The 22,495-nt window shown below is 44.5% G+C and carries 23 protein-coding genes and 2 pseudogenes; 15 read left to right on the plus strand and 10 right to left on the minus strand.

Annotation, left to right across the window (positions count from 1 at the left end; translation table 11 throughout):
- Positions 1-72: 72 nt before the first annotated feature.
- The 3 genes and pseudogenes from AB1L08_RS17055 to AB1L08_RS17065 all read right to left on the minus strand — a co-directional run bounded on the left by AB1L08_RS17055 (position 73) and on the right by AB1L08_RS17065 (position 1,675).
- Complete coding sequence (locus AB1L08_RS17055) at positions 73-435, minus strand: DDE-type integrase/transposase/recombinase (RefSeq protein ID WP_413065857.1); 363 nt, start codon at positions 433-435, stop codon at positions 73-75.
- Positions 436-528: 93 nt separating this feature from the next.
- Positions 529-1,041 (minus strand): annotated as a pseudogene (locus AB1L08_RS17060) (Tn3 family transposase); the annotation flags it as partial.
- A gap of 193 nt (positions 1,042-1,234) precedes the next feature.
- Positions 1,235-1,675 carry a cell wall hydrolase gene (locus AB1L08_RS17065; RefSeq protein WP_144463703.1) on the minus strand — a complete coding sequence of 147 codons (441 nt, stop codon included), beginning with the start codon at positions 1,673-1,675 and terminating at the stop codon, positions 1,235-1,237.
- Positions 1,676-2,105: 430 nt separating this feature from the next.
- Here AB1L08_RS17065 and AB1L08_RS17070 point away from each other — a divergent pair.
- Positions 2,106-2,198: pseudogene (locus AB1L08_RS17070) on the plus strand (iron-sulfur cluster assembly accessory protein); the annotation flags it as partial.
- Positions 2,199-2,920: 722 nt separating this feature from the next.
- Here AB1L08_RS17070 and AB1L08_RS17075 read toward each other — a convergent pair.
- Positions 2,921-3,919 carry an NAD(P)/FAD-dependent oxidoreductase gene (locus AB1L08_RS17075; RefSeq protein ID WP_413065858.1) on the minus strand — a complete coding sequence of 333 codons (999 nt, stop codon included), beginning with the start codon at positions 3,917-3,919 and terminating at the stop codon, positions 2,921-2,923.
- 326 nt (positions 3,920-4,245) lie between these two features.
- Here AB1L08_RS17075 and AB1L08_RS17080 point away from each other — a divergent pair, with 326 nt between their 5' ends.
- The 4 genes from AB1L08_RS17080 to AB1L08_RS17095 all read left to right on the plus strand — a co-directional run bounded on the left by AB1L08_RS17080 (position 4,246) and on the right by AB1L08_RS17095 (position 7,302).
- Positions 4,246-5,475 (plus strand): NAD(P)/FAD-dependent oxidoreductase, encoded by a 1,230-nt coding sequence (locus AB1L08_RS17080; protein ID WP_413065859.1) that lies wholly within the window; start codon positions 4,246-4,248, stop codon positions 5,473-5,475.
- Positions 5,476-5,546: 71 nt separating this feature from the next.
- Positions 5,547-6,029, plus strand: coding sequence for an NUDIX domain-containing protein (locus tag AB1L08_RS17085; protein WP_413065860.1), 483 nt, complete (start codon positions 5,547-5,549; stop codon positions 6,027-6,029).
- Positions 6,030-6,137: 108 nt separating this feature from the next.
- Positions 6,138-6,461 (plus strand): YuiB family protein, encoded by a 324-nt coding sequence (locus tag AB1L08_RS17090; protein WP_413065861.1) that lies wholly within the window; start codon positions 6,138-6,140, stop codon positions 6,459-6,461.
- A 205-nt stretch (positions 6,462-6,666) separates the two neighbouring features.
- Positions 6,667-7,302, plus strand: coding sequence for a 3D domain-containing protein (locus AB1L08_RS17095; RefSeq protein WP_413065877.1), 636 nt, complete (start codon positions 6,667-6,669; stop codon positions 7,300-7,302).
- A 69-nt stretch (positions 7,303-7,371) separates the two neighbouring features.
- On the opposite strand, the gene AB1L08_RS17100 is transcribed toward AB1L08_RS17095, so the two are convergent.
- Positions 7,372-7,851 (minus strand): divergent PAP2 family protein, encoded by a 480-nt coding sequence (locus tag AB1L08_RS17100; RefSeq protein WP_413065862.1) that lies wholly within the window; start codon positions 7,849-7,851, stop codon positions 7,372-7,374.
- Between the two features lie 160 nt (positions 7,852-8,011).
- Between AB1L08_RS17100 and AB1L08_RS17105 the strand changes: the two genes are divergently transcribed.
- The 3 genes from AB1L08_RS17105 to AB1L08_RS17115 all read left to right on the plus strand — a co-directional run bounded on the left by AB1L08_RS17105 (position 8,012) and on the right by AB1L08_RS17115 (position 10,301).
- Complete coding sequence (locus AB1L08_RS17105; protein ID WP_413065863.1) at positions 8,012-9,511, plus strand: leucyl aminopeptidase; 1,500 nt, start codon at positions 8,012-8,014, stop codon at positions 9,509-9,511.
- A 115-nt stretch (positions 9,512-9,626) separates the two neighbouring features.
- Entirely contained in the window at positions 9,627-9,818 is a 192-nt protein-coding gene (locus AB1L08_RS17110) for a hypothetical protein (protein ID WP_413065864.1), read from the plus strand.
- Positions 9,819-9,893: 75 nt separating this feature from the next.
- Positions 9,894-10,301, plus strand: coding sequence for a hotdog fold thioesterase (locus AB1L08_RS17115; protein WP_413065865.1), 408 nt, complete (start codon positions 9,894-9,896; stop codon positions 10,299-10,301).
- Between the two features lie 92 nt (positions 10,302-10,393).
- On the opposite strand, the gene AB1L08_RS17120 is transcribed toward AB1L08_RS17115, so the two are convergent.
- Complete coding sequence (locus tag AB1L08_RS17120) at positions 10,394-11,620, minus strand: MFS transporter (RefSeq protein WP_413065878.1); 1,227 nt, start codon at positions 11,618-11,620, stop codon at positions 10,394-10,396.
- A gap of 108 nt (positions 11,621-11,728) precedes the next feature.
- Complete coding sequence (gene kapB, locus AB1L08_RS17125; protein ID WP_413065866.1) at positions 11,729-12,139, minus strand: kinase-associated lipoprotein KapB; 411 nt, start codon at positions 12,137-12,139, stop codon at positions 11,729-11,731.
- Positions 12,140-12,284: 145 nt separating this feature from the next.
- Between kapB and AB1L08_RS17130 the strand changes: the two genes are divergently transcribed.
- The 3 genes from AB1L08_RS17130 (at position 12,285) to AB1L08_RS17140 (ending at position 13,881) form a co-directional block, all read left to right on the plus strand.
- Positions 12,285-12,887: a peptidylprolyl isomerase gene (locus AB1L08_RS17130; protein ID WP_413065867.1), complete on the plus strand. Its 603-nt coding sequence runs from the start codon at positions 12,285-12,287 to the stop codon at positions 12,885-12,887.
- A 139-nt stretch (positions 12,888-13,026) separates the two neighbouring features.
- Positions 13,027-13,245, plus strand: coding sequence for a hypothetical protein (locus AB1L08_RS17135; protein WP_413065868.1), 219 nt, complete (start codon positions 13,027-13,029; stop codon positions 13,243-13,245).
- Positions 13,246-13,350: 105 nt separating this feature from the next.
- Positions 13,351-13,881: a superoxide dismutase family protein gene (locus tag AB1L08_RS17140; protein ID WP_413065869.1), complete on the plus strand. Its 531-nt coding sequence runs from the start codon at positions 13,351-13,353 to the stop codon at positions 13,879-13,881.
- Positions 13,882-13,925: 44 nt separating this feature from the next.
- On the opposite strand, the gene AB1L08_RS17145 is transcribed toward AB1L08_RS17140, so the two are convergent.
- On the minus strand, positions 13,926-15,089 hold the full coding sequence (locus AB1L08_RS17145; protein WP_413065870.1) for a MalY/PatB family protein: 1,164 nt from the start codon (positions 15,087-15,089) through the stop codon (positions 13,926-13,928).
- Positions 15,090-15,157: 68 nt separating this feature from the next.
- Positions 15,158-15,991 carry an alpha/beta fold hydrolase gene (locus AB1L08_RS17150; RefSeq protein ID WP_413065871.1) on the minus strand — a complete coding sequence of 278 codons (834 nt, stop codon included), beginning with the start codon at positions 15,989-15,991 and terminating at the stop codon, positions 15,158-15,160.
- A gap of 291 nt (positions 15,992-16,282) precedes the next feature.
- Here AB1L08_RS17150 and yugI point away from each other — a divergent pair, with 291 nt between their 5' ends.
- A complete protein-coding gene (gene yugI, locus AB1L08_RS17155; RefSeq protein ID WP_413065872.1) occupies positions 16,283-16,675 on the plus strand; it encodes a S1 domain-containing post-transcriptional regulator GSP13 in 393 nt (130 codons plus the stop codon).
- Positions 16,676-16,770: 95 nt separating this feature from the next.
- Here the strand turns inward: yugI and AB1L08_RS17160 are convergent, their stop codons facing one another.
- Positions 16,771-18,102, minus strand: coding sequence for a sigma 54-interacting transcriptional regulator (locus AB1L08_RS17160; protein ID WP_413065873.1), 1,332 nt, complete (start codon positions 18,100-18,102; stop codon positions 16,771-16,773).
- Between the two features lie 154 nt (positions 18,103-18,256).
- On the opposite strand from AB1L08_RS17160, the gene pruA reads away from it, so the two are divergent.
- The 3 genes from pruA to AB1L08_RS17175 all read left to right on the plus strand — a co-directional run bounded on the left by pruA (position 18,257) and on the right by AB1L08_RS17175 (position 22,345).
- Positions 18,257-19,801: an L-glutamate gamma-semialdehyde dehydrogenase gene (gene pruA / locus AB1L08_RS17165; RefSeq protein ID WP_413065874.1), complete on the plus strand. Its 1,545-nt coding sequence runs from the start codon at positions 18,257-18,259 to the stop codon at positions 19,799-19,801.
- Positions 19,802-19,864: 63 nt separating this feature from the next.
- Complete coding sequence (locus tag AB1L08_RS17170; RefSeq protein WP_413065875.1) at positions 19,865-21,055, plus strand: ornithine--oxo-acid transaminase; 1,191 nt, start codon at positions 19,865-19,867, stop codon at positions 21,053-21,055.
- Between the two features lie 45 nt (positions 21,056-21,100).
- Entirely contained in the window at positions 21,101-22,345 is a 1,245-nt protein-coding gene (locus tag AB1L08_RS17175) for a Glu/Leu/Phe/Val family dehydrogenase (RefSeq protein ID WP_413065876.1), read from the plus strand.
- Positions 22,346-22,495: the final 150 nt, after the last annotated feature.

Consider the following 22,495-nt stretch of genomic DNA (forward strand, 5'->3'; position numbering starts at 1 on the left):
TTTTACATGGGAATTTTTCCCGCGTACTTGACAAATTGAAACAGTGCGTTCAAGCAAAATGTTATTTTCATATCAAAATCTTGATAAACAGTCATCTTCCAGAATGCGGTGGAAGGACTCGATATGGGCGTTCATATTGGGTGTTTTGGGTGGTATTCGTTCATGTTCCATGCCGGTTTTCTCACAGAACTGCCCAAAGGTATGAGAAATAAACTGTGGCCCATTGTCTGTCCGCATCACAGGCTTTTCCGTTTGTTCGTATTGTTGGCGTTTTAATAAGGATCGGCTCAGTGTCTGGATGGCATCGTTCGCACTACACCTTAAACCGATGTGGTAGTCGATGATGGAACGATCGTACACATCAATGATGGAGAAGATAAAAAGAAAACGGTCTTCCCCTTCGATATAGCCGTATTTAATATCCGCTTCCCACAATTGATTGGAACCTGTAATAGGGGTACAGTCAGGAAAATGCGGATTTACAACGCTAAGCCCATTTCCCCGACTATTCCCCCAGTTTTAACAAGGTTAAGAAAGTTTCAAGGGTCTTAAAGAATCTAACGAGACCATTTTCTCCGAATTAAAATGGTATTCTCCAAGTAAATTAATATGTACCCAACCTAGAGGTGACATATGGTGCAATAATTCTTCATTAAAACTACCTGACCGTTTTTGATATTCAACTGCCTTTGTTAGATGTAAAGTATTCCAGATACTGATGGCATTAATGATTATATTTAAGGCACTGGCCCTTTGCAATTGATGCTGTATGGTTCGTTCCCTAAGCTCGCCTTGTTTTCCGAAGAAAATAGCTCTTGCCAGTCCATTCATGGCTTCTCCTTTATTCAATCCTTTTTGTATTTTTCTTCTTAATGATTCATCCGAAATATAATTCAAAATAAAGATCGTTTTTTCTATTCGGCCCATCTCACGTAAGGCTGTAGCCAAGCTGTTTTGTCTTGAATAAGAACCTAATTTCCCCATAATAAGGGATGCTGAAACTGTTCCTTCCCTTATAGAATGAGCTAATCGCAAAAATTCGGACCGAAAAAAGAAAAAGTGATTTTATTGGAAATCCTCCTTTGAAATTGAATATGTAAGAAATGAATAAAACCATTAGCCATCAAGGGAACCAAAACCATGTTTATAGACACTGAAAAAAGGATCTTCCAGTAAGAAGATCCTTTTTTTGCTGCTAAAAGTTTTAGTTTTTAAAAATATTCGAATCTTTTCCTCAACGACTATAAACGCTTTCACATGTTCCAGGCGCTGGTTCATAAAAACAATGTTGTTTAAATTGACCACTAAAAGGTTGGCCATACCATGTTGGAGGACACGGACCATATGGATTAAAGTACCAAAGAGCATATTTCGCTGGGTAATCTCTCCAATATTCCAAATTCTTTCTTGCTAATCTTCTTTCAGATTCTCTTGCTCGTTGATAAAACATATTGCCTTTTTGCACAGCTTCAAAGGAGTAATTTCCCCCTTGTACTTGAAAAATAACATCTTTAATGGTCCTTACATCCTTGAAATCCGCACAATCAGCTACAGCACGGTTTACAATCACGTTTCCAACATATAGCATCCCCTGTACTCCTTCACCTTCAGCCTCTGCTCTCATCATCCTTGCCATTAAATCAACGTCTGCATCTCGGTAAGCGACTCTTGCCATTTTTCCACCTCCAAAAATACAGTATGAAAAAAAGCAACATTCATGTCTCTTTTTTACAATTTGTTAGGATAAGAGCACATCAATTTTCTTGGTGAATATAAACTTTAGTCTTCATCAATCAGGCGCTTTAATGAAGTAACTAAAGCCTAATTTTTCACTTATAACACCGAGAAATTAGACTTTTTATATTTTGATTTCCTTAACGTTGTAAATCCGCACTTTCCTGACGCTACCCCATATCGGTGTATTATCTGCCATTCGATGCGAATAACGCTTGTATTACGGGAATGCTTCGGGTAAAATTGGGTTAACGAAATTAATCGCCCTTTAAAGGCGTTGTAATTAATCCATTTGAACGAAAACAATCGCCATTACGCATGGCAAACGTTGATATTACCGTTTTTTAATCTACCGTAAACTAGACGCCTAATTTACGATCGATAATCCCAATGCACTTGTGTCTTGCGGCTGCGGATCGTCTTTCCGGACTGCCAAAGTAGCCGGAACGCCGGAGAATTGTTAGTACAAAATAGCGGTGGGACTTGCGTATTTAGCCTGCAAAGGGATGCGTAAATAACCTGACGGTTTAGCAAATATCTACTCGCAAGAAACGCTTCTTGACGTATTCAATCATACGTTAGGAGGCGTTTTTTATGGAATCGAAACGGACGATTAAATGAAAAAGAAAGGCGATCAACCGAGTTAGTCCAGAGGATTCAGTGCTATAGACAATGAATGTAAGAGTTTAACACGCAATCATTTTAGACGATCGGTATTCATTATTCATTGGCCTGGCGAGCCAATGCCATGCTGTTTAGATAGCATTTCACCGACAACAGTAAACGGAACGGCTCACTATTGCCCGCGCAGGCGCTATTTTACCGAAAACGGTCAAAGGAACGGTCCCCCATTGCCCATTCAGCCGTCATTTCACCGAAAACGGTCAAAAGAACGGAATCCCATTGCCCGCGCAGGCACTATTTCACTGAAAACGGTCAAAGGAACGGAATCACATTACCGATCTTTTCGGGTATAGAATACTAATAGTCAAAAAAGGATGGGGGATCAATGACTAGACGCAATGGCTTTTTGTCAGATTTTAACGTTGCATTTTATATAGTGATTAATAAATATTATCTATTAATCAAAAAATAATCCACCCTTGTTTTTATGGCTCAGGCGGATTATTTTCGTCGGCTGCCAGCCCCTTGAAGGGAACCGAGCTTCCGATCGTTCAGGTCTTTTTTATTTGTCAAAAAGGGAGGTGCTGTGCATCGGCTGCAGGCGGGCTTTCGGATCAATATATGCCTTTGCATTGCTGACGGCGGTAGGCGCTTCGCCAAATCCCGTTGCAATCAGTTTTACTTTACCATCATATGTCGTCACGTCTCCGGCTGCATAAATGCCCGGGATATTCGTTTCCATTTTTGAATTGACGACGATCGAGTTCTTCTCGATGTCAATTCCCCAATCTTTAATGGGGCCGAGTGAAGAAACGAACCCGTAGTTGCAAATGAGTGCATCCAGTTCAATTTCCTCAACCGCTTCACCCCGTACTTCCTGGATAATGATCCTTCTGATCGCTTCCCCGTCACAAACCATATCGGCTGCGGCAAAAGGGGTTTTTATTTCGACCGAAGAAGCTTTCAGCTGCTCCACGCTGCTTTCGTGGGCCCGGAATTTATCGCGGCGGTGAATCAAAGTTACTTGTTCCGCAATCGGCTCCAGCATGAGCGCCCAATCTACGGCCGAGTCTCCCCCGCCTAAAATGACAACCCTTTGGCCTTCAAACTTTTTCATATCGTCCACGAAGTAATGAAGGTTTTTGCCTTCGTAATTTTCGGCTCCCGGCAGTTCCAGGCGGCGTGGTTGGAAGGCTCCGATTCCCGCCGTAATAATGATTGCTTTTGTATGGTGGATTTCTTTATCGGTCATTAATCTAAAAGTTCCGTCTTCCAGTTTTTCAACGTTTTGGACGGACTGACCCAAACAAATCGTTTGCTCGAATAACGTTAATTGCTCTTTTAAGTTGTTGACAAGATCGATGGCCTTAATTTTCGGAAAACCTGCCACATCATATATATATTTTTCGGGGTACAAAGCCGCAAGCTGTCCACCCAATTGAGGGAGACTTTCAATGATTTTCACGGTCGAATTTCTCATCCCGGCATAAAAGGCGGTAAATAGTCCCGCGGGGCCAGCCCCGATAATGGTCATGTCATATATTTGTTGATCTTCTTTCAAAGAAAATCCCTCCAGTTCAAAACCTTAAAGTTTTTTCATCATAACACTTCACTATTGTGACATACATCATCCAATTTTGCATATAAAATGCCCGAAAATGGATTGGAAAAGCTGCTGTTTTTTTGTCAATATTTCTGAATTTTCTCAAGTGTTGTTTTTCCTGTAAACTGCTTGAAAAAAGCATGTAAAAGCCATATGATGAACATATATTAAGTTTTTGTGACATTTCATTTCTTTTTTTTTGTGTTGGTACGTGAAGTGCATCACAATATTTTTTTGTGCCCGGGCAATTCAAACGTACTATTGAATATTATGTAAAGGTGGAAGTGATAAAAGTGAGAAAGCCAAAGATTGTAATACTCGGCGCCGGCTATGGAGGTTTAATGACAGTCACACGTCTCCAAAAGCAACTTGGAAGCAATGATGCCGACATTGTTCTCATCAATAAAAATGATTACCATTATGAAACGACATGGCTGCATGAAGCTTCTGCCGGAACATTGCACCATGATCGTGTCCGCTATGCGATTTCAGACGTCATTGATAAGAGCAAAGTGCAATTTATCCAGGATACGGCGGAAAAAGTCGACTTGGAAGCGAAGAAAGTCCTCCTTAAAAATGGCGAAGTGACATACGACTATTTAGTCGTTGCTCTTGGAGGAGCACCTGAAACATTCGGCATTAAAGGGCTTGATAAGTATGCATTTTCGATTACAAACGTAAACTCCGCCCGTCAAATTCGCGAGCATATTGAATATCAATTTGCTACATATCGAGCAGAGCAGGGCGAAAAGCCGGAGCGCCTTACAATTGTAGTGGGCGGCGCCGGATTTACGGGAATCGAATTTTTGGGAGAGCTGGGCAACCGTATTCCAGAGCTTTGCAGAGAATACGACATTGATAAAAATCTCGTGAGAATTGTTTGCGTGGAGGCTGCCCCGACAGCGCTGCCCGGGTTTGATCCGGAATTGGTTGAATATGCGACAGCCCAGCTTGAACGAAAAAATGTTGAGTTCCGCATCGGAACCGCCATTAAAGAAGCAACCCCGGAAGGTATCATCGTTGCAAAAGGCGAAGATGAAACTGAAGAAATTAAAGCGGGAACCGTTATTTGGGCTGCCGGAGTCCGCGGCAATCCAATCATTGAAGCATCCGGATTTGAAAACATGCGCGGCCGTGTTAAAGTGGAACCGGATTTACGTGCGCCGGGACAGCCGGATGTATTCGTCATTGGCGACTGTTCTCTTGTTATTAACGAAGAGATCAACCGTCCATATCCGCCAACTGCACAAATTGCGATGCAGCAAGGTGAATTGGTCGCCGCGAATCTTGCCAGGCTTGTGAATGGAAAAACAGATCTTAACACTTTCACGTTTGACAATAAAGGAACGGTTTGTTCCCTGGGTGATGATGATGCGATTGGTGTTGTATTTGGAAAGAAAATGACCGGAACAAAAGCCTCCTTCATGAAAAAAATGATTGACAATCGTGCCTTGTATATGATTGGCGGGATCCCGCTCACAATGAAAAAAGGCAAATTCAACGTATTAAAATAAGCCATTAGATGGGAAGGCAGAATCGATGTTGATTCTGTCTTTTCACTATGCAAAATAACAAGGATGAGAAAATGAATCAAAAAAGGGGAAATGTATGGCTTGCTGTTTGTGGTTTGGTCATTGACAAGAAAGGCCGCTGGCTAGTCGTTAAAAAGAAATATGGCGGAGCAAAAGGGAAATGGACCCTTCCTGCAGGCTTTGTTGAAGCAGGTGAAACAGCCGATGAAGCAGTGAAACGGGAAGTGCTTGAAGAAACAGGAATTGTCTGTCGGGTTGATGGACTGCTGGGCCTTAGAACCGGCGTCATCGAAGAATTGGTGAGCGATAATATGATTTTATTTGCCTGCACTCCGGAAAATACGACTCTTTTTATACAAGAACGTGAAATAGAAGTGGCCCGCTGGATGGCACCCGAGCAATTGACGTTTGATAAGAACTCTTCGTTAATGTTGAGAGAATTAATGAAAACAGGGGTGTTTCCGCTGCAAAAAGAGAAGCCGGGCTTGAATCCAGGCAGCCAATTTGGATACACCGCGTATAAATTATTTTTATAAGCTGAAGCCGTTGCCGGCAAATGTCATGAATTCGTCCCAATCTCTTCATTGACGCTCTATTTGCCATTTTGTAAACTTGTTAGTAGCGAACACTAGGAGGAAACATCCATGCCCATGACCATTCCTGTCCTGCTCATTTCCATGTTGTTATTTTTTGTCCTTTTTTTTGGAATTGGTTTTTTATTGAATATGTTGCTGCGAATGACATGGATTATGGCAATCATTTATCCGATCGTTGCTATATTGATTGTAGATAAAGTGAAATTTATGGAATATTTTACATCACCTGCCGCTTCCTTTTCAAGTTTGGGCGCAACCCTCTCCAATTTGGCGCCTGCCGATTTGGTCATTCTGGCCAGCGGTCTTGCGGGGGCCATAGCAGCGGGTTTTACAATGCGTTATTTAAGAAAAAAAGGCTACAGGATGTTTTAAAGAAAAAAGCACCGGGAGGTGCTTTTTTCGTTATGATGGAAGTCGCCCGTATAGATTTAAAATGTGTAAAAAAAGTAATTCTATTTTTCGTGCGGATAATTAACATTTGGGCCAGGCATCACCAAGTTTTTCCATTTAAGCTGAAAAATGAATACTTCCTCTCTATGCAGGGAAATAATAGCCATGAGAGGAGTGAATCATGTTCATGATGGTTCTTTACGGCAGAAGACTTGCCATGACTGTATTATTTTTTTTCGCGTTGGCGGCCACTTATGAAACATTGTCGGGCATCCACACCTATTCGCTTGTTCAAAACATGATCGCCAAAGCAAGTGATCATCCAAAAAAAACCGATGAAACGCTTATACAAGCCGAAGCAGCAAATCATACACCTTCTTTGGAGGAATCATTTGATTGGTCGAAATACCCGGTAAAAAAGGTTGTTGCCACCGGATATACTGCCGGTGAAGAATCAACAGGCAAAAAACCGGGACATCCTTCTTACGGCATTACATACTCGGGGGTTAAAGTAAAAAGAGATCTCTATTCGACGGTTGCAGCCGATCCTTCTGTATTTCCGATCGGAACGATTTTGTTTATACCGGGTTATGGATATGGCGTTGTGGCCGATACGGGATCTGCCATTAAAGGCAATAAAATAGATCTCTATTTTGACTCAGTCCAGGAAGTTTATAAGGAATGGGGAAAGCGTACCGTCGATGTTCACATTATCCAAATGGGGTCCGGAAAAATAACGGAAGAGGAAATCACTGCCTTAAACGAAGATGAAGCCATGCAAGTATTCCGTCAAAACTATTTAAAGAATATGAAAGAAAACTAGGCTGTCTAACATATAAGGGGCGCCCGCCATTAAAAAATGGGCAGCCCCTTTTGATATTACGCAAATAAGTTAACCTTGAAAGATATACTGCAGTAGCAGAGTTAATCCAATGCCGGTCAGCCCTCCAAAAAAAACTTCCACCGGCTTGTGTCCAAGCAGTTCTTTCAATTCTTCCCTTTTCTCCTGCTCCGGTTTTTCCGGCCATTCTTTCGCTTCTTCAATAAAGCGCTGAAAATCGGATACGAGCTGGTTGAGTACGATAGCATGTTCCCCTGCCTGCCTGCGTACTCCTGTCGCATCAAACATGACAATAATGGCAAATACGGCGGAAACGGCAAATAAAGACGAGCCCAATCCCGTTTCCAATGCAATGCCGGTGGAAAGGGCCGTTACAGCCGCAGAGTGGGAACTTGGCATTCCGCCTGTAGAAGTCAACAAAGACCAGTCTAACCTTTTGGTGAAAAAAAAATGAAGCGGCACCTTAATAAACTGGGCGAAGAAAATTGCAGCAAGGGCAGACCAAAGGGGGAAATTGAAAAAAAGGTCCATCCAATTACATCCTTTCTTTTCCAACAGCGTCTTCTTTTCTTTATCATACCACAACCAAGAGGTAAGAAATCACTTCCTTTTCAGTGAAAAACACAAACCTGCCTGCTCGATGCATCCGGTTGTTTCGTCTATAATAATCAAAAGAAGGGAGTTGGATGAAATGGACGTCATTCATGCACAAAACGGCAATCCTTTTCAAACGGAGCAAGCATGTATGATTGTCGGATTGCTCGACAAGCCGGAAAAATTTTCGGGCCCCCTGCAAGTCCTAGATCAAATGTTTAAGGGGGAATTTACAAACCTTGTCAAAAGCGGCGATCTTTCAGCAAAGTTTAAAAGTATTCACACAGTACATAGCCTTGGGTTGTCCCCCATTAAGCGATTCATTTTTGTCGGATTGGGCAAAGAAAAAACTTTGACAGCCAGTCGCCTTCGGGAAGCAATCGGCAAAGCTTGCAAAAAGATAAAAGAGATGCAGGTCCAATCTTTTTCTGTTGCCCTTGACTCTTTTATCCATGCGGGCCTAAGTGGTGGCTGTGTTGCCCAACTATTCGGCGAGGCTTTTACAATGGCAACATACGAATTTCCGGGTTATAAACAAAAATCGAATGAACCGGATGTAACGATTGAAAAAATGAGTGTTTTTACAAATGAACCACAGCAGGAAATAGAAAAGTCCCTGAAAACCGGCATGATTTATGGAAAAGCCACAAACTCCGCACGAACACTCGTTAATATGCCAAGCAATTTGCTCAACCCGGCTTATCTCGCTGAATATGCGAAAGATATGGCAAAGCAGCTTGCGTTTGAACTGGAAATATTGGAAAAGGCAGAAATGGAAAAACTCGGAATGGGTGCCATGCTTGCCGTCAACCAGGGATCCGAAGAACCTCCTTATATGATTGTCCTGAAATACCAAGGTCAAGAGCAATGGACAGATGTAATCGGACTTGTCGGTAAAGGGATTACGTTTGATACGGGAGGCTACTCATTAAAACCCAAATCGGGCATCGTTGAAATGAAGACGGATATGGCAGGGGCAGCGTCCGTATTGGGTGCCATGGAAATTATCGGTGAACTGCGGCCGGATCAAAACGTAGTGGCAGTGATTCCTGCTACCGATAATATGGTGAGCGGAAAAGCGTTTAAACCGGACGATGTCATAACAAGCTTAAACGGCAAGACCATCGAAATATTGAACACCGATGCAGAAGGGCGCCTCGTCCTCGCTGACGCAATTACGTATGCCAAAATGCAAGGGGCTGAATATTTGGTGGATGCGGCTACTTTAACGGGCGGGGTCGTCGTAGCCCTTGGTCTTGATAAAACAGGCGCCTTGACCAATGATAAGGATTTGTTTGAAAAGGTGCTTGAGGCTTCACAAAAAACCGGTGAGTTTATTTGGAGGCTCCCTCTTACAGAAAAAGACAAAGAGAGAGTCCGCTCCAGCAAAATTGCCGATTTAAACAATTCACCGGGACGGGAAGGCCATGCTATTATGGGAGGAGCATTTCTCGCTGAATTTGCAGAAGCTACTCCTTGGGTGCATCTTGACATTGCCGGTACAGCCACAACGAAAAAAGCTCACGAGCTTGGTCCATCCGGGGCAACAGGTGTGATGGTTAGAACCCTTGCAGCTCTCGTGTGCGATCACACATGAATGGGCCCGGCCGACGGTCATCCATGGAACGAATGCCCATCCCAACCGGCCCTTTGCCGCATACATAGTAGAGAAAGGCTTTTTAGCCTTCGGCAAAGGAGGAGGTAAACTGGTTATGTATTACTTTCGAAATCCTGTACCGGCAGCCTACAGCAGGCAATTTTTTTGGGGATGGCCTTTCCTTACCGGATTTGTTGGCGGATTAATCGGTGGAGGGCTTGGGAGTGCTTTGGCCCGCCCACGGCCATTTTATCCGGGATTCTATCCCTATGGGGCACCTTATGGCTACGGACCACCATATTGGTGATGAGTAAAAATAAGCCCGTCGGCTGTTCGCAGATGGGCTTCCTTTTTTTAAACGAGGAAAAGGAGGAGAATACATATGGATATTGAAAAAATGAAAAAGCTGGCCAAAAATACGTTGCATGATGCTTTGGGAATTGAAATTATATCAATGGAAGAAGGAAAAGTAACAGCGACCATGCCTGTTGATGAAAAAACGAAGCAGCCGTTCGGCTATTTGCATGGGGGAGCTTCCGTGGCACTCGCTGAAACTGCCGCAAGCATCGGTGCCGCCATGATGATCGACTTGGACAAAGAAAGTTGTTTCGGCATGGAAATTAACGCTAACCATATACGGTCGATGCGGGACGGCATGGTTACAGCCGTTGCGGAAATCCTTCATCGCGGCCGCACAACGATGGTTTGGGATATAAAAATAAGGGATGAACAAGAACGCCTTGTTTGCATATCCAGATGCACCATTGCCATCGTGCAAAAAAAACCTTAATGGTTTGACCGCCGACATTTCCCGCCAAATCAAGATTTGGATGGGGAATGTACGGCAGAATCCTGTTCAAATAAAAATGAAGCAGGAGTAGTTTAATTTGAATGCATTTCATCCAATAACTCCTTAAATCTCGATTCTTTTTGTTTCATACTCCACCATAGCAAGGCAAAACCAAAAAGGAACAGGCTTCCCGTAACGTAAAACACGGATGAAATGCCCAAATGGGCTGAAATGATGCCGCCAATGACAGGACCTGCGACGTTGCCAAGGAAGCGGAAGCTTTGATTATAGCCAAGCACTTCACCTTGCAGCTCAAGCGGTGCTTCCATTCTGATATGGGCGGTAATACATGGAAGCATTCCCCCGATCGCCATACCAAACAGGAAGCGGAGAAATACAAGCTGCCAAAGAGCCGTAACAAGCGCTTGCGGTACAATTAAGATTGCAGCAATTACAAGCAGGATCATTAACACTTTTTCATATCCGATGCGATCTCCCAAATCTCCCCATTTTCTTGTGAGAAGCAGGTTTCCGAAGCCGGTCGCAGAAAAAGCGAGACCCGAAAGAAAGGCAGTGTTTCCCCCGGTTGTCAGCTCACTTACGTACAGGGCGAGGAGGGGCTGAATGCTGAACAGCCCCACTTGAATGATAAAAGCAATGGCCATGACGCTGAGGAGCATGCGCCGTTCTGCGATCATCCGAATGACGTCTTTCCTGGAAGGCTGGATTTTCTTTTTTTCTCCAGGGGCCGGGGTTTTTTCAACGATGCCAAAGATCACAACGATTGTTGCAATGACAATGGAAACGGATGTAATGACAAATGTATATTGAAAGCCGAATGAATCGGCCATCAGTCCTCCGATAACAGGTCCAAACAACGTTCCGGACACCGTTCCCATTTGCAGCGTTCCGAGCGTCCTTCCAACTTCTTTTTTGGGGGTTTGCTTGGATATGAGGGCTGTGGAAGTGGGAATAAAACCTGTAACGATACCCATTATCATCCGCAACAAAAAAAGCCCATGTACGTGATCCATGAACCCCATCAAGAAAATACTAGCCGCGATTCCTACACCATTCATAATCAGAATCGGCTTAAAACCGTATTTATCACCGATCCGTCCCCAAATCGGGGACATCAGAAAAGCTGTTACGAACGTTACCCCAAAGATAAAGCCCGCCCAACGCTGTACATACTCATCACTGAAATGCCCAAAGGTACTAATATAAAGGGAAATGAAAGGCAGAACCATTGTCATGCTGGCGGCCACAAGGAAGTTGCAAACCAACATGATCAACAAATTCCGTTTTTCATGATTGATAAAAAACACCTTCTTATTCTTTTATTTCGTGTGACTAAATATTATTATATACGAGCAGACTGGCATTTCAACTCATTAGCATTGGAAAAAGCCGAATCCTCACATGATTCAGCTTTTTCGAAGGGGCGAAAAATCAATGGAATACATCAGTTCATAATCCTGCATTGATTCACGCAATGCTTCAAGGCTTCGGGCACAATATGGATCATCTCGTTTCGCGGAAAGCTCATCATATAACTTTTGAACTGCTTTCAGCAAACTTTCTTTGTAGTCGGGAACCCTGCCGTCAAAAGGGCGGACCATGTTGGCAGGAACATTTGTCTGTTCACGCCAGGCGAGCGCTTTTCTTCCGGGAAAGAAAGGAACATCTGCCTGTCTCGGGTTATGGAGGTCTCCTTGCATTGGATGTTTTAAAACTGCCATAATGCGCACAGTATAATGATCAGGATTAATGGCAGTAATTTCCCCGATATATGTACCCGTCTTCTTGAACGCTTTTACAATCTGGCCGATTTCCATAGCAATCACCTCTTACCATCATTATGGAGGAGAACATGAAAAAATGAAAGAAGGATGATTTTTTATCGAGATTCCTGTAAAGTATGTTTTGAGGTGTAACCTTGGTTAAAGAGAATAAATCCTGAACAGACAAGGAGATGCAAATATGGCAGAGCAAACAAGTTATCCGCAATTGGCTGAAATAGCGGAAAATGAAAAAATCGTACAAATGAATACCTCTTTGGGGGCCATCACAATAAAATTATTTCCTGAACAAGCTCCGAAAACGGTAGAAAATTTTATCACCCACAGCAAAAATGATTACTATAACGGGATTGTTTTCCACCGGGTAATCAAAGACTTCATGATTCAAGGCGGGGATCCGACCGGAACCGGCATGGGCGGGGAGAGCATTTACGGAGAGCCTTTTGAGGACGAGTTTTCGCCCGAACTGTTTCATTTGCGCGGGGCCCTTTCCATGGCGAATGCCGGCCCAAATACGAATGGAAGCCAATTCTTCATCGTTCATAACAGCCATTTGGATCCCGGAATGAAGGGCCAGATGGAAAATGCCGGCTTTCCGAAAGAAATGGTGGAAGCTTATATGGAGAGGGGGGGAACACCACATCTTGATTTTAGGCATACCGTGTTTGGACAAGTGATTGGCGGCATGGATGTGGTCGATAGGATTGCCAACGCCGAAACTGGCATGGCGGACAGGCCTGTGGAAGACATTACGATTGAAAGTATTGATATAATCAAGGAATAAGGTAACACCGCTGCTTTTTATCTATTGGAGCGATGCTCCCGTATATTGTCCCTTAATCGTCACCTTTTCAACATTGGAATGGCCTTCTGAAACTTGCTATAATAGAGGTAATATCCAGTGAGGAAAGGATGCGCCGCTCATGTCATCGATCTTAGATTCCTTTATGATATATATGCCATTTCTCTATTTTCCCGAAGACAAGTCAGAATACATTCCGGCAGCCATTTCAATGGCGATCTTCGGTGTCGCATGTGTTCTGACTTTTATGCTGATCAAAAGAGTTTCGAAAAAGCAGGAGCTCGAAACGAAAGAAATGGAAGAACGCATTAACCGGGAACGAAATAGCAAACATGTTTAACGCACCTTTACGAGGGTGCTTTTTTCATGCGCTCCATCCCGCCGGGATCCGGAATAAACCCGCCGCTTCATGGTTACAATGGGAAAAGAAAGGAGCGGGGAAGGAATGAATATTAGAAAATTCGGGATCGCAGCCGTTCTTTTTCTTGCCGGCTGTACAGGGACCCCTCCCAAGAAATTGGATGTGGACGTAAAGAACATAGATGGCGATTCACTGGGGAAAATCACGTTTGAAGAAAAAGCAGACGGCATATATTTAAAAGGAGACTTAAAGGGACTTCCTCCCGGTGAGCTTGGGATGCATATTCATGACCGGGGCAAATGCGAGCCGCCCGATTTTTTGTCTGCGGGCAATCATTTCAACCCGGATAAGAAAGATCACGGGCTATTGAATGCGAAAGGTCCGCATGCTGGAGATTTGCCGAATGTAACAGTCGATGAAGACGGAAAGGCAAAGGTTAAAGTAACAGCAAAAGATATAACCTTCAAGGAAAGTAAAACTTCCCTTTATACGAGACAGGGAACATCACTGGTCATCCATGAAAGTGCTGATGATGGCATGTCCCAGCCGGCGGGGGATTCCGGGGCAAGGATCGCTTGCGGCGAAATTACGAAAGACCGCAAACCGGCAAAATAAAAGAGAGAACGATCCTGCTGCTCACGTTCTCTCCCGAAATTCATTTATGTGAGTGCTGCTTTCAATCGGTTCAGGCCTTCCTGGACGATATCCCGCGGGCAAGCAACATTCATGCGCACAAATCCTTCTCCGCCCGGGCCATATGCGTCTCCAACATTCAATGCCAGCTTGCCTTTTTCCAAGAGGCGCTTTTTCAATTCCGCATCGGACAATCCCAATCTTCGGCAATCAATCCAAACCAAATACGTACCTTCCGGCTCGATGACGGTCAGTTCCGGCAGATTCCTGGTTATTTCTTCCTTGACAAGTTCAATATTGCCGCGAATATATGCCATTGCCGCGTCGAGCCAGCTTTTACCATGGCGATAAGCAGCTTCCATTGCCACTTGGCCGAACGTATTTAGCATGGAAACCCCATCCCTGGCCTGGGCGGCGGCCATTTTTTTCCTTAATTCCGCGTTTGGAATGACCATAAAAGAAGCCTGCAATCCTGCCAGATTAAATGTTTTGGATGGGGCCATAAACGACAGGGTCATATCCGCTATGGAATGGTCCAGTGCCGCGAGCGGGATATGTTTATACGGTAAAGCTACGAGGTCAGCATGAATTTCATCCGCTGCCATCAAAACGCCATGCTTTTGGCACAGCCTGGCCATCTCAGAAAGCTCATCCTTTGTCCAAACCCTGCCGGCTGGATTATGCGGGCTGCTGAGTAAAAACAGTTTTACTCCCGTCTTTAATTTTTCCTCAAAATCTGCAAAATCAATTTCATACCGGTTATGTTTCAGTAACAATTGCGAATTGCAAACTATCCGGTCATTTCTTTCGATCATTTGAAAAAAAGGGGTGTATACAGGTGATTGTAAAAGTACCTTGTCTCCCGGTTCCGTAAATGTTTGAATCGCCATCCGGATGGAAGGAATGACACCGGGGCTGAATAAGATCCATTCGGGAGAAACGTCCCAGCCGTGTCTGTTCTTCAGCCAATCGATCATTGCTTCGCGTGTACTGTCAGTAGCAATAGTGTAACCGAAAACCCCATGCTCCACTCTTTTTTTCAGCGCCCCCAACACTGCCTCGGGCGGAGAAAAGTCCATATCCGCCACCCACATCGGGAGCAAATCATCTTTTCCGAAAACTGCTTTCATCCCGTCCCATTTGAGTGACTGAGTATTTCTGCGGTCTATGTATTTGTCAAAATCAACCATAACGGCACTCCTCTCCTCATTACATTACAGTTTTGCAGCCAGCATTACAATCCATTATAAAAAATATGTTAGGTATTTAAAAATTTCCGGATTTGTTCGTACACTTCCTTCGGCTTTTCTTCCGGCAGCAGATGGCCGGCATTTTTTAACACAACGAGTCTGCTGTTCTGCAAATCTTGCACAAGCCTTTCACCGATTTGAACGGGAACGATCCGATCGTGCTCTCCCCAGATTAGCAGGCAGGGAGTCTTGATTTGCCTCAATAATTCCCCGGGAAGATCGCCTTCCCGGTCACGAATCATATGGGCAAGTGCGGAAAAAATTCTTGTATCTTCAAATTGCTCTCCATATCCGCGGATCATTGCCCCATCGATTAACGATTGGTTGTACACGACGCTTTTTAAGTTTCCGACTACACCGGTCTTGCTTAAATAATATTTGATAAAATAAGAAAAGAAAGGAATATAAGAAGCCAGTATATGATGTTTTCGAGCGCGTTTATAATAGCTTGAGCCGGCCAGCAGGATGCCTCTTTCAATTTTTTCCGGTTCCTGGAGCATGATATTCATCGCAATCTGCCCTCCCATGGAATGCCCGATAAGAGAAAATCTTTCGATACCGAGGGAGTCTGCCAGTTGAAGTACGGTTTGAGCGATATTTTTATAAGAGTAGATATATTTCCTCGACTTGTCGCTTTTGCCAAACGGGGGCATGTCGACCGAAATGACGTGATAATCATCCGTTAAATAGGGGACAAGCATTCTAAAACTAAATGAAGAGGATAAAAAACCGTGCAGCAGAACGATCGCAGGCTTCTTTTCAAAGCTCTTGTTTTCTTCAAAATAAATCCGGTAGCCGTCAATTTCCGCTGTTTTTCCGATTAAACCCGTTTCCACGGACATCCCTCCTTTTTACTTTAAATCACAAATTGATAACTTAAGTCAATAAAAAAATCCGTGGCCTGATACAGGCCACGACCATCAAAAAAAGGGGGAATACTGGAATGTCTTACAATAAAAGTATTTCCAAAAAAATGGTTTTTAAAACTTCCATTTTATTTTTTTATAAAAAGCGGGATCGCTTTCATATATTTCCGGTTCAAAGCAGCATCTTCTCAAAACAGCGGATTGATTTTAACCCTTTTTCATGTTATTATTACCTATTGCGTTAAGTGAAAAGTTAGGAGTGTTTCCATGACAACCCAATACAAGCAAGGCGACATATTGACTGGAAAAGTAACGGGGATCCAGCCATACGGAGCTTTTGTCGCGCTCGATGATGATACCCAGGGCCTCGTACACATTTCCGAAATTAAACACGGATTTGTAAGGGATATCCATGATGTTTTGAATATCGGTGAAGAAGTAAAGGTAAAAGTGTTGCAAATCGATGAGGAAAAAGGCAAAGTCAGCCTTTCCATCCGTGCACTTGAAAAAGAAGAAGCTCCGGAAAAACAAACCAAATCCCGCAGGCGGGAAGGAAGTGTCCAACTGGAGCAAGCAGGCGGAGATGGCTTTAATACTTTAAAAGCCAAATTAAAAGAGTGGATAGAGAAGTCTGAAAGGGAGGACTTGATTAAAAAGTAGCATGTAAGAAAAGCGGAAGCCCCTTCGCCCGAAGGCTTGGCGCTATCCGAGTTTTCTACAACTGAAACCTCTCCCCATTGAAATGGGGAGAGGTTTCAGTTTTTATCCAGAAGGCCGTATTTCCGAATTCGGTACTGCAAGTTTTGCCTGCTCATTTTTAAGGATTCGGCCGTCTTTGTAATATTATGGTTGTGCAGGTTCAACGCTTTTTGCAAGTAGTAAATTTCAGCTTCTGTCATATAATCATCAAACGGCTTTAGCTCCCTCCCCCTTTGAATCAGCAGTTCTTCCGCCTTTTCGAACGTCTTTTTCCTGAACAAGGATGGCATATGGTTTATGTCCAGCCTTTCTGCATCATCGGCATTTCTTACCGCTGATTCAATCACATATTTTAACTCCCTCACATTTCCGGGCCAGTCGTATTGGGAAAAAAGCCCAAAGACCCCTTCCGAAATCGATTGAACCGAAACGCCAAGCAGCTCATTATATTCTTTAAGAAATTTGGAAGCTAAGAGCGGCACGTCTTCCAATCTGTTTTTTAAGGCCGGGATAAAAATGGCGTTACCCGCCAATTCATAATAAAGGTTTTTTAATAGCTTTCCGCCTGCAGCCGCATCTATTGGATCGAGACAAGTTCCAAAAATCAGGCGCGGCAAGGTTTTATCCTGTAATTGATTTCTTTCACGAATGATATGAAGGAGTCTTTGCTGGAGAGGGACTGAAAAGGCCGTCAGTTCATCAAAAAAAATGGTTCCGATGCCCGGATCGTCCAATATTCCACGATCGCCATGTGTGCCAAATACAATCTCTTCCAATTGCCCGCTTTCATAGGAATTGCAGCTTAATAAAAAAAAGGGCTTTCCGGATACTTCACTGTCATGGTGCATGCAATGGGCAAAGGTTTCTTTTCCGGTCCCGGCTTCTCCGATGATCAGTACGGGGAGCATTGTTCCGGCCATTTTTTTTGCCTGGTGTACCGCATTGGCAAATTCGGGATTTTCCCCTGTCAAGTCCGAAAATGCACATCCGGTTTGCATATCTCTTTGGAGGCGGTTTTGCACAACCTGCTCCAGCCTGGTAACATCCTTGACTATCTCTATTGCACCAATGATTTCCCCATTGTAGAACACAGGATGCGAGTCGTTAATAGTATTAATTTCTTTCCCTTTAATATTGATATATTTTTGCCGCTTGTTGCACTCGGGTTCTTTCGTCCGCAAAACTTTTAAAAGAGTACTCTCCTCATCATGAAATTGAAAAACATCCATAATGTTTTTATCCAATAAATCTTCCAATTCCATTCCTTCAATTTCTCTCATTTTTCGATTATAAATAATCGTTTTTCCTGCGGGATCCACAGCGTGTACGCCTGTATCTATGTATTCCAGAACGGCGTCATATAAATGTAAAAGCAGCTTTTGATCCATTGAAAGATTCTCCTTTGATAAAAAATACTTGAATTTTGTTAAAATGTTTTGCATTATTATATACAGGAACAACATATTAATGCAAATTTTTTTTGCGTTTATAAGTTGCTGTGAAAGGCAAAATAAAAAGAAGGTAAATAAGGGAGGATATGAAATGATTGCTTACAGGCACGAACCATTTACGGACTTTTCAAAAGAAGAAAACAAAAGAGCGTTTGAAGCGGGGCTGGAGCTGGTGGATAGCTGTCTTGGCCAAGACTACCCCTTGATCATCGGCGGAGAACGTGTCGAGACCGAGGAGAAAATTATTTCCGTCAATCCGGCGAATAAAGAAGAAGTCGTCGGCCGCGTATCCAAGGCGGACAGGGATCTGGCGGAGCGCGCCATGAACAGTGCCTTGGAAGCGTTTGAGTCGTGGAAAAAAGTGAAGCCGGAAGTCCGGGCGGACGTCCTTTTTAAGGCTGCGGCCATCATCCGCCGCCGGAAGCACGAATTTTCCGCCCTTCTCGTAAAAGAAGCCGGAAAACCGTGGAAAGAAGCCGATGCCGATACGGCAGAAGGCATTGACTTCATGGAATATTACGGACGGCAAATGCTGGAGATCAAGGACGGCAAAAAAGTGGAAAGCCGCCCGGGGGAATATAACCGCTATGATTACATCCCGCTCGGCGTCGGCGTCGTCATTTCCCCGTGGAACTTTGCGTTTGCGATCATGGCGGGGACAACAGTTGCCTCCATTGTCAGCGGAAATACGGTTCTGTTAAAACCGGCTTCCACTACCCCTGTCGTTGCGGCCAAGTTTGTGGAAGTGTTGGAGGAAGCGGGCTTGCCAAAAGGCGTGGTCAACTACATCCCGGGAAGCGGCGCGGAAGTGGGCGATTATCTCGTCGACCATCCGAAAACCCGCTTCATCAGCTTTACGGGTTCACGGGAAGTCGGCACACGGATTTACGAGCGGGCCGCCATCGTCAACAAAGGGCAAATCTGGCTGAAGCGCGTCATCGCCGAGATGGGCGGAAAGGACACGATTGTGGTCGATAAAGAAGCGGATCTCGAACTGGCTGCCCAGTCGATCGTCCAATCGGCATTCGGCTTTTCCGGACAAAAGTGTTCTGCCTGCTCCCGAGCCGTTATCGTAGAAGACGTATATGATGAAGTACTTGAGAGGGCCGTGGCGCTCACGAAAGAATTGACAGTCGGCGACCCGGCAAACCCGGAAAACTTTATGGGGCCGGTGAACGACCAAAACGCGTTCGATAAAATCATGAAATACATTGAAATCGGCAAAACGGAAGGTGAATTGATGGTTGGCGGTGAAGGCGACGATTCCAAAGGATATTTCATCCAGCCGACAATCTTTGCCGGCCTGGACCCGAAAGCCCGCCTCATGCAGGAAGAAATCTTCGGGCCGGTCGTGGCTTTTTCCAAAGCGAAAGACTTCACGCATGCCCTGGAAATCGCCAACAACACGGAATACGGACTGACGGGAGCCGTCATTTCCAACAACCGCAAGCATCTTGAGCAGGCACGTGAAGATTTTCATGTCGGCAATTTGTATTTCAACCGCGGCTGCACGGGAGCGATTGTCGGCTATCAGCCATTCGGCGGATTCAACCTGTCGGGAACCGACTCGAAAGCGGGCGGCCCGGACTACCTGCTGCTTCACATGCAGGCGAAGACAACGTCAGAGATGCTGTAAGAGCTTTGATGGCCCTCACCTTTGAGGGCTTTCTTTCGAAAAATAAAAAAGGGGGAACATAGAATGTCCAATTCAGCCCACATTATAGAACAAACCGAAAAATACGGAGCCCGCAACTACCATCCGCTTCCAATTGTCATTTCTGAAGCCGAAGGTGTATGGGTCCGGGACCCGGAAGGAAACCGTTACATGGATATGCTCAGTGCTTATTCAGCAGTCAATCAAGGCCATCGCCACCCGAAAATCATCCAGGCGCTGAAAGACCAGGCCGACAAAGTAACGTTAACCTCGAGGGCTTTTCATAATGATCAGCTCGGCCCTTGGTATGAAAAGGTTGCCAAATTGACAAATAAAGAGATGGCCCTCCCGATGAACACGGGCGCCGAAGCCGTTGAAACAGCGATCAAAGCGGCCCGCCGCTGGGCTTATGATGTAAAAGGGGTTGCCCAAGATAAAGCGGAAATCATTGCATGTGAAGGCAATTTTCACGGCAGGACGATGGCTGCCGTTTCACTTTCTTCCGAAAAGGAATACCAACGCGGGTTTGGTCCGCTGCTTCCTGGAATCAAGCTCGTGCCATATGGGGATCTGGATGCCCTAAAGGAAGCCATTACACCGAATACAGCGGCATTTTTAATTGAACCGATTCAAGGTGAAGCAGGTGTGATCCTTCCGCCTCAAGGATTTTTAAAAGCTGCTCTCCAAGTATGCAAAGAAAACAACGTCCTCTTTATAGCCGATGAAATTCAAGCCGGGCTCGGCCGCTCGGGCAAAATGTTCGCCTGTGATTGGGACAGTGTGGAACCCGACATGTATATTTTGGGCAAAGCACTCGGCGGCGGTGTCTTCCCAATCTCTTGTGTCTGTGCAGACAAAGATATTTTGGGCGTGTTCACTCCCGGTTCACACGGGTCTACGTTTGGAGGAAATCCATTGGCCTGCGCCGTGTCCATCACAGCCCTTGAAGTCTTGGAAGATGAAAATCTTCCTGCGCGTTCACTTGAACTTGGGGAGTATTTTATGTCAAAATTGAAAGAGATTGAACACCCGATGATCAAGGAGGTCAGGGGAAAAGGCTTATTTATTGGGGTAGAATTGCATGAGGAAGCACGCAAGTATTGTGAATTGCTTAAAGAAGAGGGGCTGCTTTGCAAAGAAACACATGATAATGTGATCCGCTTTGCTCCGCCTCTTGTTATTACGCAAGAAGAATTGGATTGGGCGCTGAAACGTATTAAAAAAGTTCTATCATAATGGTATAATGTTTTTGATCACAATATAAAGAGGCGAAAAAAAACGATGGCAGAGAATCTTAACTTATTTACATCAACACAAGAGGTTATTAAAGATAGCCTTAACAAGCTTGGATTTGGGGAGGAAATGTATGAGCTGTTAAAAGAACCGATTCGAATGCTGACTGTTAGAATTCCGGTAAAAATGGACGACGGCTCCGTCAAAGTTTTTACCGGATATCGGGCACAGCACAATGATTCCGTAGGTCCCACCAAAGGGGGAGTCCGTTATCATCCGGACGTAACGGCAGAAGAAGTAAAAGCGATGTCTCTATGGATGACCATCAAATGCGGGATTGTCAATTTGCCGTACGGTGGTGGAAAAGGCGGAATCGTTTGTGATCCCCGTACGATGTCCATGGGTGAAATTGAACGTCTCAGCCGCGAATATGTAAGGGCAATCAGCCAAATTGTCGGCCCGACCAAAGACATTCCGGCTCCCGACGTGTATACAAACTCCCAAATCATGGCTTGGATGATGGATGAGTACAGCCGTCTGCGTGAAAATGATTCTCCCGGTTTTATTACAGGAAAGCCGATTGTTCTCGGCGGCTCCCAAGGGAGGGAAAAGGCCACTGCCCAAGGAGTAACCATATGTATCGAAGAAGCCGCGAAAAAGCGCGGAATTGATTTGAAAGATGCGAGAATCGTTATTCAGGGATTTGGGAATGCAGGAAGCTTTCTTTCCAAATTCTTGTATGATGCAGGTGCAAAAATTGTCGGTATCTCGGACGCATATGGAGCTCTTCATGATCCGGACGGACTGGATATTGATTATTTGCTTGACCGCCGTGACAGCTTTGGTACGGTAACCACTCTTTTTGAAAATACCATTACAAATAAAGAACTGTTTGAACTTGACTGCGACATCATTGTACCTGCAGCAGTAGCCAACCAAATTACCGCTGAAATCGCTCCAAATATTAAAGCGTCCATCGTTGTGGAAGCGGCCAACGGACCAACGACTGAGGAAGCGACCAAGATTTTGTCCGAACGGGGAATTCTGCTTGTTCCGGACGTACTTGCAAGTGCCGGCGGAGTCACTGTTTCCTATTTTGAATGGGTGCAAAATAACCAAGGCTATTATTGGACCGAAGAAGAAGTAAATACGAAATTAAGAGAAAAACTTGTAGAAGCCTTTAATAATGTGTATAACTTGTCCCAAAGCAGAAGAGTCAACATGCGCCTTGCCGCATACATGCTTGGCCTTCGCAACGTCGCTGAAGCATCCCGTTTCAGAGGCTGGGTGTAATATGAAAGAAGACTGCCCGGGAGGCTGGGTGTAATTATGAAAGAAGACTGCCTAAGAGGCAGTCTTCTTTCTATTTGGTGCGCCCAGCATGGGCGCAGTCTATAGGGTGGAAGTCCCGAGCCGTGAAGGCAGAAGTAACGGTTAGCTTAA

The sequence above is a fragment of the Siminovitchia jepli genome, from assembly GCF_047228825.1.
GTDB lineage: Bacteria > Bacillota > Bacilli > Bacillales > Bacillaceae_C > Siminovitchia.

Coding starts and splice junctions, on each gene's coding strand:
- AB1L08_RS17175 (WP_413065876.1), top strand. CDS start 21,101: ATGGCAGAGAATCTTAACTTATTTACATCAACACAAGAGGTTATTAAA.
- AB1L08_RS17170 (WP_413065875.1), top strand. CDS start 19,865: ATGTCCAATTCAGCCCACATTATAGAACAAACCGAAAAATACGGAGCC.
- AB1L08_RS17150 (WP_413065871.1), bottom strand. CDS start 15,991: ATGTCCGTGGAAACGGGTTTAATCGGAAAAACAGCGGAAATTGACGGC.
- AB1L08_RS17115 (WP_413065865.1), top strand. CDS start 9,894: ATGGATATTGAAAAAATGAAAAAGCTGGCCAAAAATACGTTGCATGAT.
- yugI (WP_413065872.1), top strand. CDS start 16,283: ATGACAACCCAATACAAGCAAGGCGACATATTGACTGGAAAAGTAACG.
- AB1L08_RS17065 (WP_144463703.1), bottom strand. CDS start 1,675: ATGGCAAGAGTCGCTTACCGAGATGCAGACGTTGATTTAATGGCAAGG.
- AB1L08_RS17110 (WP_413065864.1), top strand. CDS start 9,627: ATGTATTACTTTCGAAATCCTGTACCGGCAGCCTACAGCAGGCAATTT.
- AB1L08_RS17100 (WP_413065862.1), bottom strand. CDS start 7,851: ATGGACCTTTTTTTCAATTTCCCCCTTTGGTCTGCCCTTGCTGCAATT.
- AB1L08_RS17130 (WP_413065867.1), top strand. CDS start 12,285: ATGGCAGAGCAAACAAGTTATCCGCAATTGGCTGAAATAGCGGAAAAT.
- AB1L08_RS17105 (WP_413065863.1), top strand. CDS start 8,012: ATGGACGTCATTCATGCACAAAACGGCAATCCTTTTCAAACGGAGCAA.
- AB1L08_RS17145 (WP_413065870.1), bottom strand. CDS start 15,089: ATGGTTGATTTTGACAAATACATAGACCGCAGAAATACTCAGTCACTC.
- AB1L08_RS17140 (WP_413065869.1), top strand. CDS start 13,351: ATGAATATTAGAAAATTCGGGATCGCAGCCGTTCTTTTTCTTGCCGGC.
- AB1L08_RS17095 (WP_413065877.1), top strand. CDS start 6,667: ATGATGGTTCTTTACGGCAGAAGACTTGCCATGACTGTATTATTTTTT.
- AB1L08_RS17160 (WP_413065873.1), bottom strand. CDS start 18,102: ATGGATCAAAAGCTGCTTTTACATTTATATGACGCCGTTCTGGAATAC.
- pruA (WP_413065874.1), top strand. CDS start 18,257: ATGATTGCTTACAGGCACGAACCATTTACGGACTTTTCAAAAGAAGAA.
- AB1L08_RS17085 (WP_413065860.1), top strand. CDS start 5,547: ATGAATCAAAAAAGGGGAAATGTATGGCTTGCTGTTTGTGGTTTGGTC.
- AB1L08_RS17135 (WP_413065868.1), top strand. CDS start 13,027: ATGTCATCGATCTTAGATTCCTTTATGATATATATGCCATTTCTCTAT.
- kapB (WP_413065866.1), bottom strand. CDS start 12,139: ATGGAAATCGGCCAGATTGTAAAAGCGTTCAAGAAGACGGGTACATAT.
- AB1L08_RS17090 (WP_413065861.1), top strand. CDS start 6,138: ATGCCCATGACCATTCCTGTCCTGCTCATTTCCATGTTGTTATTTTTT.